The sequence below is a fragment of the Snodgrassella sp. W8124 genome (assembly GCF_016100875.1).
Classification (GTDB): domain Bacteria; phylum Pseudomonadota; class Gammaproteobacteria; order Burkholderiales; family Neisseriaceae; genus Snodgrassella; species Snodgrassella alvi.
In genome coordinates, this window is record NZ_JACFRP010000001.1 from 208,057 (window position 1) to 219,529 (window position 11,473).

At 34.3% G+C, this 11,473-nt stretch carries 9 protein-coding genes and 2 tRNA genes; 5 read left to right on the top strand and 6 right to left on the bottom strand.

Annotated elements, in window-relative coordinates; genetic code table 11:
• Position 1: 1 nt before the first annotated feature.
• The 3 genes from H3U73_RS00895 to atoD are packed head-to-tail and all read right to left on the bottom strand — an operon-like array spanning position 2 to position 2,679.
• Complete coding sequence (locus H3U73_RS00895) at positions 2 to 1,348, bottom strand: TIGR00366 family protein (RefSeq protein WP_025331312.1); 1,347 nt, start codon at positions 1,346 to 1,348, stop codon at positions 2 to 4.
• A gap of 5 nt (positions 1,349 to 1,353) precedes the next feature.
• Positions 1,354 to 2,010, bottom strand: a complete 657-nt coding sequence (locus H3U73_RS00900; RefSeq protein ID WP_025331311.1) for a 3-oxoacid CoA-transferase subunit B — start codon at positions 2,008 to 2,010, stop codon at positions 1,354 to 1,356.
• A gap of 12 nt (positions 2,011 to 2,022) precedes the next feature.
• Positions 2,023 to 2,679: an acetate CoA-transferase subunit alpha gene (gene atoD / locus H3U73_RS00905; protein ID WP_198189830.1), complete on the bottom strand. Its 657-nt coding sequence runs from the start codon at positions 2,677 to 2,679 to the stop codon at positions 2,023 to 2,025.
• A gap of 674 nt (positions 2,680 to 3,353) precedes the next feature.
• Here atoD and H3U73_RS00910 point away from each other — a divergent pair.
• Both H3U73_RS00910 and H3U73_RS00915 read left to right on the top strand, forming a co-directional pair.
• Positions 3,354 to 3,429 (top strand) — tRNA-Asn (locus H3U73_RS00910).
• Positions 3,430 to 3,431: 2 nt separating this feature from the next.
• Positions 3,432 to 3,507 (top strand) — tRNA-Lys (locus H3U73_RS00915).
• 192 nt (positions 3,508 to 3,699) lie between these two features.
• Here H3U73_RS00915 and H3U73_RS00920 read toward each other — a convergent pair.
• Complete coding sequence (locus tag H3U73_RS00920; protein WP_084552120.1) at positions 3,700 to 4,119, bottom strand: very short patch repair endonuclease; 420 nt, start codon at positions 4,117 to 4,119, stop codon at positions 3,700 to 3,702.
• A 184-nt stretch (positions 4,120 to 4,303) separates the two neighbouring features.
• On the bottom strand, positions 4,304 to 4,852 hold the full coding sequence (dcm, locus tag H3U73_RS00925; protein WP_370570146.1) for a DNA (cytosine-5-)-methyltransferase: 549 nt from the start codon (positions 4,850 to 4,852) through the stop codon (positions 4,304 to 4,306).
• Between the two features lie 710 nt (positions 4,853 to 5,562).
• Here dcm and H3U73_RS00930 point away from each other — a divergent pair.
• Genes H3U73_RS00930 through H3U73_RS00940 form a run of 3 tightly spaced genes read left to right on the top strand, consistent with a single transcriptional unit; the run spans position 5,563 to position 10,115 of the window.
• Positions 5,563 to 6,828, top strand: a complete 1,266-nt coding sequence (locus tag H3U73_RS00930) for a DNA cytosine methyltransferase (protein ID WP_084552119.1) — start codon at positions 5,563 to 5,565, stop codon at positions 6,826 to 6,828.
• Entirely contained in the window at positions 6,821 to 9,010 is a 2,190-nt protein-coding gene (locus H3U73_RS00935; protein ID WP_084552118.1) for a sensor histidine kinase, read from the top strand. The genes H3U73_RS00930 and H3U73_RS00935 overlap by 8 nt, the downstream gene beginning before the upstream one ends.
• Positions 9,003 to 10,115 (top strand): response regulator, encoded by a 1,113-nt coding sequence (locus tag H3U73_RS00940; protein ID WP_084552117.1) that lies wholly within the window; start codon positions 9,003 to 9,005, stop codon positions 10,113 to 10,115. The genes H3U73_RS00935 and H3U73_RS00940 overlap by 8 nt, the downstream gene beginning before the upstream one ends.
• A gap of 333 nt (positions 10,116 to 10,448) precedes the next feature.
• Here H3U73_RS00940 and H3U73_RS00945 read toward each other — a convergent pair whose 3' ends face one another.
• Entirely contained in the window at positions 10,449 to 10,994 is a 546-nt protein-coding gene (locus H3U73_RS00945) for a cysteine hydrolase family protein (RefSeq protein ID WP_084552116.1), read from the bottom strand.
• Positions 10,995 to 11,473: the final 479 nt, after the last annotated feature.

The window sequence follows — 11,473 nt, forward strand, 5'->3', positions numbered from 1 at the left end:
ACTAGAAAAAGTACAGACCAATCAGGAATATCGGCGTAGTGAATATCAGCGCTGTCATACAATATCCCATAATGTCACGCACCCCGAGACCGGCAATAGCCAGTGCAGGTAATGCCCAGAATGGTTGCAGCATATTCATCCATTGTTCGCCATAGGCAATTGCCATCGTAGATTTACCTAAATCAGCACCCAGAGCCTGTGCGGCAGGAATCACGAACGGGCCTTGAATAACCCAGTGGCCGCCACCTGACGGTACGGCAAAATTAATAATGCCGGAGCTGAAGAACGTCCAGATAGGGAAGGTATCCTTACTGGCAATATTGATGAAAAATTCAGTGATAAGACCACCCAGACCGGAATGTTCCATCATCAGCTGAATACCCGCATAAAACGGAAACTGGATGATAATACCGGCTGTGCTTCTGGCTGCATTGGAGACAGCACGCATGTACGCCATAGGTGTACGGTGTAACAAAACACCGGCAGTCAGGAAGATCAGGTTAACGGTATTAATGGTGATATTAAAACCATTATGATAGAAGTAAATCAGCAGATAACTGATACCCAGAGCACCTACCAGCAAAGAAAGCAGCTTACTTTCTTCCATTTTTTCAGCTATGGTAGCTGTTTTCCGGTCAAGCTTACGCTGAAAATCAGGTTCCGGAGCCAGTAGTTCAGGATTAACCACATTCACCTTACCGTCAGTTCTGACCATAAACCGCACCAGAAGAGGTAAACAGATAATCAGCATAGAAGTAATAAAAATATTACTGGCTGAAAACATGGTCTGAGAAATCGGCACAATACCCTGCGGATTAGCGTCACTAATCATAAAGTGTGCAACAGGATTCCCCGGAGTTGCCGCCATTAAAGGCATTGACCCGGACAAACCGCCACCCCATGTCATAAAAGCAATATAAGCACAGGCGATCAGTAAGCCATAATCCACATTCTTAACCTGTCTGGCCACTTCCTTTGCCAGCATGGCACCTACAACCAGACCAAACCCCCAGTTTAAAATACAGGCAATGCAGCCGACAAAAGTAACCAGCATGGCTGCCTGTGTAGGAGTTTTGGCCAGAGAGGCAATAGATACCAGAACAGATTTCACCGGAGGTGAGCTGGCTAAGGCATGGCCGGTAACCACAATCAGAGCCATCTGCATACCAAAGGCCAGCAAATTCCAGAAGCCATCCCCCCACATTTTTATCAGACCCAGAGGCTGTGAATCAGTTAATCCCCAGGCCATGAAAAAAATGATAAAAGTAAGCAGTAAAGCAAATATCAGCGGGTCAGGCAGATATTTACTGACCAGATTAGTCGTATGTCTGGATAAACGTGAAATCATAAAACTTATGCCCCTGTAGCAATGGACATCGTTTTCAGATTATCCGCAACAATAAACTCTGCCGTGGTGTGCGCTTTTACAGTATCAACATCCACACCCTCAGCGGTTTCAATCAGATACATTTGACCGTTTATAAATTCAAATACAGCCAGCTCAGTAATAACCATGCTGACTTTACCTTTCGCAGTAAGCGGCAAAGTGCATTCCGGCAATATTTTCGGTTCACCGGTTTTAGTACAGTGTTCCATGGCAATAATTACTTTTTTCGCACCTGTAACCAGATCCATAGCACCGCCCATACCCGGCACCATTTTGCCCGGTACCATCCAGTTAGCCAGATTGGCATGCTGGTCAACTTCCAGTCCGCCAAGCACACAGGCATCGACATGACCGCCGCGAATCAGCATAAAAGAAAATGCACTGTCAAACATCGCCGCACCGGGAACAATACCGCAAGGCTGACCGCCTGCATTAACAATATTCGGTTCATCAACTGTTTTAGGCCCCAGCCCCAGAAAGCCATTTTCTGATTGCAGCGTAATATTGATACCTTCAGGCAAATAATTCACCACCTGAGTTGGTAAACCAATCCCCAGATTAACAACATCTCCGTTACGTAATTCCTGAGCAACACGGCGAGCAATTAATTCTTTTTTATCCATTGTCTTTATTCCTTAATCGTTAGTGCTAACCATAAAATCAACTAATGCTGCCGGTGTCATCACCGCATCAGGATGAATCTGGCCAACTTCTACCAGTTCATCAGCCTGAGCAATCACCGTGTCAGCAGCGGTAGCAATCAGCGGATTAAAATTACGTGCAGCATATTGATAGACCAGATTACCGTTGTAATCAGCCTTATGCGCATGAATGATGGCTAAATCAGCACGGATTGGCAGCTCAAGTAAATACTCACGATTATTAACTGATAAAACTTTCTTGCCTTCAGCAACAATCGTACCCACTCCGGTAGGTGTTAAAACTCCGCCCAGTCCGGCACCGCCGCAGCGAATCCGTTCAGCCAGCGTACCCTGCGGTACCAGCTCAACTTCCATCTCACCGGCAATCATTCTTCTGCCTGTTTCACGATTGGTGCCAATATGGGAAGTAATCACTTTTCTGACCTGATTATTATTAATCAGCGGTCCGACACCAGTGTCTACAAAAGCTGTATCATTTCCGATAAGTGTTAAATCCTTAATACCCGATTCAAGAATTGCATTAACAATCTTTGACGGCGTACCACACCCCATAAAACCGCCAAACATAATCGTCATACCGTCTTTAAGAAAATCCCGGATTTTATCGGTAGTGATTAATTTTGTTTGCATCAACGGCTCCTTGTTACACGTTAAAAATTCATCTATGCTTAAAAGCAAGCCACTTTGCTATTGCAATTTGTATACCAGATTGGAATAATGAAAATAAAATAATAAAATATTGATTTTTAAAAATAAATTTTATATGACAAAAGGGTTTTGAATAAACTTAGCGCAGAAAATTGCACTTGCGTGCAAAAAAAATTGCACGATTAAGTATTCATTATTTATTTGACATTAATGATATGTAAGAAGTTACATTGATTTTAGTTACACCAGCAGACAAGAAAATAAAGTATCAGAATAATCCAGGAAAATAATTAATATTATGATTTATTGGATAAATAATTCTATATTGATAAAAATACTTTCAGTTTATTTTTATCATAAATTCTTCAGGAAAAATCCGATAAAGAAATTTGTACAAGGAAAAACTATATAGTATCTGTTTGGCGTGAATAAGCCATAATATATTTTATTAATTTTCTGATCTGAACTGATAAGCACAGAACCTGAATACGTTTATTAGAGTATAAAAGCAAATAGAATTTAAGCTATACAACCATATTTACAATTAAAAATATAGAACTACCAATGATTTGTATTTATTAGGCAGTTTTTGAGGCTTAAAATGGCTAAAAAGGCTTGACGAGTTTAATATCGACCCCTATAATGCGCTCTTCCTTTCCCTGATAGCTCAGTCGGTAGAGCGACGGACTGTTAATCCGCAGGTCCCAGGTTCGAGCCCTGGTCGGGGAGCCAAAGGGTCGTTAGCTCAGTCGGTAGAGCAGCGGACTTTTAATCCGTTGGTCGAGCGTTCGAATCGCTCACGACCCACCAATACCTTCTTTGATTATCTGATGATTAATTTGGCAGTAAGCTGAAAAATTCAGCAATAAACAGCATTATATTTACCTTATTCACGTATAAAAAGATTATTCAGCTATAATAAGATTAATACTTAATATAATTATTAATCAGTATCTGTCGTATCAGCCGGAAATAAATGCAATATCACATTTAAGGCAAAATTTATACTGAAAAAATGTTATCAAGAAATGACTTTAGTTTCGGTTCAGCTTCATCTTCCCACTTTTTTATCTCACATTCCCAGAGAATCAGAACTTGCCATCCCTGATTCAGAAGATTTTCTATATTTTTTTTATCACGTTTGATATTAAGCTCAAATTTTTTAATCCAGAAATCCTGATGTGATTTAGGAGCGGATGAATACTTACAACCGTGCCGGTGCCAGAAACATCCGTGAACGAATATCACAGCTTTTCGGGATCTGAATACAATATCAGGCTTACCGGGCAGATCTGAAGCATATAGTCTGTACCTGTAATTGTTCTTCCATAACCATTTACGTACCAGAATTTCCGGCTTAGTATTTTTGCTCCTGATCTTTGACATATTAAAGGAGCGCTTTTCCGGTGAATGAACATCCATATCTGAATAATATAAACAATAATACTGAAATTTGATTGTTGCCGGTTACAGTGGCAGTTTTATGATATAAACATTTAAATTTAAATGTTATACCATGATTTCAAAATTTAAATACTTTATAAAAAATAATCTCCGGTGTTAAGGATAACAGATCCGGCAATTAATGTAATTTTTGAAAGAGTAATTACAGTTTGATTACTGAAATCATCTTCTGGGCAATAGCTTTTATAACCGGTACACATACACTGTTCCCGAACTGCCTGTATGCCTGCACATCAGAAACAGGAATTTTAAAATAATCAGGAAACCCCTGTAATCGGGCGGCTTCTCTGGGCGTAAGCTTTCTGGGATTCTGCCCGGGCTGCTCAATCAGAATTTCACTGCCGTCTTTATAATATCTGGCTGAAATAGTATTAGTATATTCAGAATTGCAATTGACTAACCCGTAACCGAAGCCTTTACCTTTGTTTCTGTTTTCAGCTTTCCGTCTCTGATGGCCGGCCCATAATTTATCAGAAATAGTGTATTTAACATCAACTTTCTGTTCCAGTATATCACCCACCTTCGTGGGAATTTTTAACGGTTCAGGAAATGTAAAATCTGCTGAATGATCTAAAAAACCTACTATATAAATTCTTTCTCTGTTTTGCGGAATTCCAAAGTCTCTGGCTTTCAGAACATCATAAAAAACCTTATAACCGGCTTTTTTTAAATGATCTAAAATAGTCAGCAGAGTACGTCACTGATCATGTCCCTTCAACTGCTTTGCTATTTCTGGTGCTGTTATAAGACCTTTGCCTTTGAGTAAGCAAGAAAAGCAACCGATTGCTGCACAAAATTTAAACCAGCGCATAATTTTTTGTCTTAGATAACAAAAACGAATCTCATTTATATTACACAACATTACTATTTGACTCAATTGCTCAATTTCATTCGTTATTTAAATCTGAATGAAATTATATATCGGTGCCGTTTTTTGGGGTGAATATCTATTTCCTCATGAATTTATTAATTATCCTGATGGCAACATTATTTATCAGTTTAAAAACACTCCTTAAAGATAATTGCTTAGTTTTTTTAAGTTTCGAAAAGTATCCTTCTAAATTAAAATATTAATAGAATAAATGAAATTTAGTTAAATATTAAGAAAATTAATGTGATGATGAAAAATCTAGTAATAGAAGATTTAATATAGAAAATATTGAGAAAATGAATTAGCTAAAATTTTTATATAAAAATTCTGAATTTAATTTAGATATAGAGATTAGAGCAAATTACAAAATAACAAAACTATTAAATAGTTTTAAATTTATTAAATATCTAATTTATTTAAATATATTTATTCTTGTTTCTGGATGGATAACTAGTATAATAATATAAAATCATTAATTTATTTTTGATAGAACAGTATATCATGGTATCTGTATTGGTAAAAGGTAAATAATGGCAAAAGAGTTGAACTTTCTTGATCTATTTGCAGGAGCTGGTGGATTATCCGAAGGATTTATCCAAGCAGGTTTTAAACCTGTGGCTCATGTTGAATCAGATAAAGCTGCATGTTTCACTCTTTTAACGAGAATGGCATATCATTGGTTAAAAAATAATTGTAATCAAGAGTTGTATATAAATTATTTAAAAGGAGAAATAAGCCGAGAAAGCTTTTACAAAAAAATACCAGAGAGTGTTAAAAAATCGATAATTAATAGAGAAATTTCACAAAAATCTTTGCATGAGATATTCTTAGCTATTGATAGTTTATTGGGAAATAATACTTTAGACTTGATTATCGGAGGCCCTCCATGTCAGGCGTATTCTTTAGTTGGTAGATCCTGTGATGCTAATAAGATGTTTGGAGATAGGCGTAATTATCTTTATATATTTTATGCGGAGTTTTTAAGAAGATATAAACCAAAATATTTTGTATTTGAAAATGTGACTGGTCTTCTTTCGGCAAAAGATAGAGCTGGTAAATATTATCTCAATGAGATGCAGCAATTATTTAATAGTTATGGATATAAAACTGAATATTGTGTGCTAAATGCAAGTGATTATGGCGTACTTCAATCTAGGAAACGTATCATATTAGTTGGTAGGCTTGGTAATAAAACTGGATTTTATCCAAAGTTAACACATTGCTATTCTAAAGTTTATGTTAATGAGATTTTTAAAGATTTACCTGCGATTAAAGCCAATGAAGGCAGTGTGAACACCTGTCAAATGCAAAATTATTCAGGAACGTGGTTGTATGACGTTAATATTAAAAATGATGAAATACCTGTAACTTGGCATGTAGCACGGCCAATAAATAAATTAGATGCCGAGATATATAAAATAGCTGTTAATCTTTGGGAAAGTAAAAACCAAAGATTAGAATACGATAGTTTACCAGAGTCTCTAAAAACTCATAAAAATAGAACAGCATTTATTGATAGATTTAAAGTAGTTGCTGGTAATTTATCTGCCTCACATACTATTCTTGCTCATTTAGCAAAAGATGGTCATTATTATATTCATCCTGATAAAACACAAAATAGATCAATTACCCCTCGTGAGGCAGCACGTCTCCAAACTTTTCCAGATGATTATTATTTTGAAGGGGTTCTGGAAAGACCTAGCAGAACAGCAGCATTTCGTCAAATTGGTAACGCAGTTCCGGTCTTATTGGCTCTAAGAATTGCAATGAAACTAAAGGAGAACTGGAATGAATAATGTTAATCATACGTATAAAATTAGGCCTGCAGGCCGTCATATATTAACAATTGGCCGTGATTTAATTCAAAATAATTATGCTGCTATTGTTGAATTAGTTAAAAATGCCTATGATGCAGACTCTAACAAGGTTGAAATAAATTTTTCGTTAAAAGAAAAACCAAAAAATATTTCAAAACTGGAACAATTATCAGAAAAAAGCCTTTTCATAACTATTAAGGATTATGGTCATGGAATGTCTCGTGATACTGTAATAAATAAGTGGCTGGTTCCATCGACTAATGATAAGCTTGAACGAAAACTAAGCCCTAAAGGAAGGGTTATGCAAGGCCGAAAGGGGATTGGTCGTTATGCAGCATCTATGCTTGGTTCAACTTTATTGCTTGAGACAGTTTCTACAGAAGCTGAGAAAACAGTTGTATTTGTTGACTGGCTAAACTTTGAAAAATCAGAATATTTAGATGATGTAGAAATTTTAGTAAAAAGCAATACTGTTGATGAAAAACCTTGTACATTCCTAACAATTGAAGGAGGACGTGAATATTATGAAGAATGGGATAAAAAACAATTTGATAAACTGCGATTTGAGTTGAAAAAATTAATACCTCCTATAGATAAGTCAATCAATAAAGATGAACAAGAATTTAAGATTTACCTAAAAATTTCAGGTTTTTCATCTGAATGGGATATTGAAGAAATTATTACGCCTTACCCTATATTTCAACTATACGATTACAGAATTTCTGGAGAAATTCACTCTAATGGCACGGGTTTTTTAGAATATTCTGTTCAGAAAGCTAAAAATACAGTTTTAGAAAAAATTAACGTAAAATTAAATACTCCTACGAATTGTGGATATTTGAAATTTGATATAAGAGTATATGACAGAGAAGCAGAATCTATAGAACAATTAATAAGTAGGGGGCTTAAAGATGAATATGGTGTTTATGTTGGAAAATTACAAGCACGTCAAATTTTAAATATTTCTAATGGTATAGGTGTATATCGAAATGGCTTTAGAATTCGACCATTAGGTGATCCTGAATTTGACTGGTTGAAACTAAATGAACAGCGTGTACAAAATCCTTCGTTAAGAATTGGCAGTAATCAAGTAATTGGCTATGTTTCTATTGAATCTGAAGAACAATCTAATCTAATTGAAAATAGTGCTCGAGACGGATTGCGTGAAAATAATGCCTATCGAAGATTACAAGAAATCACAAAAATGGTTATCGCTGAGCTTGAAAATAGAAGATTTAGTTTTAGACGTAAAGTCGGATTACATAAACCCATACGTAGTATTGAACATGGATTAGAAAAAATTTCTTCATTAAACAATCTTAAGGATAATGTTTATAGTAAATTGATTAGTAATGGTATGAGTGTTAAAGCAACAAAAGAAGTTATTACTTTAATCAATAAAGAAGAAGATCAGAGAAGTAGAGTAGTAGAAGAATTATGTCGGGCTGTTGCAATATATCAAGGTCAGGCAACACTTGGAAAAATTATTACAGTAATTCTTCATGAAGGAAGAAGATCGTTAAATTATTTTAGGAATGAAATTCCTAGAATAAATAAATTTATTAATTCTTTTTATAAAACAAATGAATTTAAATACATAGATAAAATTATAGATATTTCCAAAAAAACAATGATACACTCAAAAACACTTTCAGATCTTTTTGCACGATTAGATCCCCTTGCGGCAGGAAAACGTTCTACAAAAAAAACTATTCATTTGGAACAAACAATTTCTGAGTGTTTTTCTATATTTTCTCAACAAATGATAAATAACCAAATTTCTTATGAAATAAAAGGGGATGGAGTAATAAATGCATGGAAGGAAGATATTATGGCTATATTTACAAATCTTATAGACAATAGTATTTATTGGTTAATTGAAAAGAATAATGATAAAATGAAAATTAATATTAATATAATGTCAGAGAATAATAAATTAAGATATGTAGATATTAAGGATACTGGTACTGGAATACAAAGTTTTCTTATTAAAAATAAAGATATTTTTGAACCACAATTTAGTACCAAACCACAAGGTACAGGTATTGGTCTGTCAATTGCAGGAGAAGCAGCAGAAAGAAATGGCTTAAAGCTTACTGCTTTAGAGTCTAATCAAGGAGCATATTTTAGGCTTATAAATATGGGTATAGAAGATGAATAATATAAAATTAATTCTTGTTGAGGATTCTGAAGCTGATGCAGAATTATGTAAAAACGCGATAGAAGACTTTAACGAAGATAATAGTGATTATAGTATTGAGTTAAAAATAGTTCGTGATGCGTCTTCTGCAATTGAGGCTTTAAGATCATCACATTATGATGGCGCAATTGTTGATATGAAATTAGCTAATGATGGTAATAATGATGAAGGAAATTTAGTTTTACAAGAAATAAAAAATCAATTACGTAGAGTTCCTGTGGTAGTAATGACAGGAACTAAACATGTTGTGGAGTTTGATAATAATGAAATCCCTTTAGTTGGTCAATATACAAAAGGGGGAGATATAAGTTATAAAAATGTGATAGATGAATTAAGCAATATATATAAAACTGGTTTGACACGAATAATGGGTGGAATAGGCGAAATTGAAAAAAGTCTTAGTGAGATATTCATTAAAAATCTTTTGCGACAAATAGTTCCAACGTCAGATATGCAGAGTAATAGCTGGATAGAATATGCTAAGAATGATGCTGCAAGCACAGAAAAAGCTTTACTTCGATATACGCTAAATCATCTAATCCATTATCTTTATGATAATGGTCGCTGTTATCCGAATGAAATGTATATATATTTGTACCCACCAATGAAAGATGAAATAGATACCGGATGCATTTTAAAAGAAAAAGACACAGATAAATTATATATAGTCATGAGTCCTTCATGTGATCTGGCAGTGCGAGAGGGAGGTAGTTGTAATACTGATCGGGCCCTATTGGTAACAATTCAAAAGATTGAAGAGATTAAAGAATTCCAGGATAAATCTTGGGATGAAATAGATAATTGTAAATCAATGAAAAATACTTTAGCTAAAATCCGAAAAAATAATCAAAATTTATATTATTACTGGTTACCACCTACATCTTTATTTTATAAAAATGGTGCAGTTGTAAACTTCAGATGGCTCTATACATACAATGAGGATGAGTTAAAGACTAAATTTGAACCACCTAGATTACAAATATCTAGCCCTTTTCTAAAAGATATAATTTCTAGATTTTCATCTTATTATGCGCGACAAGGACAGCCAGATATCAATTACGAATAATAAATTGTTTTATGCTAAGAATGTATAATTAATGCAAAATTAGATAGTTTATGTAATTATGATGTTTATTTTTATTTATCATCGTTTTTTAGAAACATTCTTTTCCGTAATTATTTATGATTGTTCCAAATATTTTAATTTAAAACATGAATTTTTGATTGTTTATCACTTCCCAATAATTCTTACTTTATCCTATAGTGCCATTTTATATTTTTATTATAAGATATACTTTTCAATAAATTTTCCAATATGTATTTGCAGTAATCTGTATTTATACACTGATTACTATTGTGATTTCAGGGAAGATTAATCAGAAGCAGAGGAGGTAAATAATCAGATTATGGTAGCTCCTAAAGTATTCTGAAAGTGCTTTAATGCCCATGAATGTCCTACCGGGTCAAAGCTGGCAACAGCATGCTGATGCACGACAATCTGATAATTAAGGTTATATGCATCAACTGCTGTATGTAACACGCAGATATCAGTACATACACCGGTTAAATGTATTTCGGTAATATTTCTTTCACGCAGGCGTAAATCCAGATCTGTTCCGCTGAATGCAGAGTAGTGGTGTTTATTCATCCAGTAAACTTGCGGATTGGTTTGATTGGCTGTGTACAACTGTTTTAATGAACCATAGAGATTCTGACCGTTGGTACCTATGATATTGTGCGGCAGAAATAATTTATTTTCCGGATGGTACTTATCATCAGGCTCGTGCGCATCAATTGCAAAAACAACAAAATCTTTCTGCTCAATAAACGTTCTGGTCAGATTTACCATTTCGTTTTCTATGGCTTGTCCTGCCAGACCGGTTGTCAGTGCCCCGTCTGTGGCAATAAAGTCGTTGGTATAGTCGATTGAAATAAGTGCTTTCATATGTCATTCTTCAAATTGTTATTATTGTCTGAACTCTGTGAATTATAAATTATAAGTTAAACTAATTTTATTTTATTGTGTCTATTGGTGTTTGTATAATTTTTTTAGTCAAGATTGAATTCGCAAGTTCGAATTCCGTGTCCGCTCCAATGCTTAATCTATAGACATCCTGAATTGTCTTAAATATCATAAAAAAACAAATGATTATATATTATCGATATAAAGTGATTGAAAATTACCTAAAAATACTTAATTGAAGTACAAATTTAAAGTAAATCATTTTTTTAATAAGTACATTTTGTATTTATCTGTATATACAAATTGATACGTAGTTTTGTTTATACTTGCTTAGGCATTTTGATGTTTTCTATTGCGTTTACGTTTAGTTCATCCTCTCTCTCCTAATCTAACTCAGAATTAAATCTGAGTTAGATTAGGAGATGCATTAATAGAGAGTGATTCCTCGTTTGAAAACACTT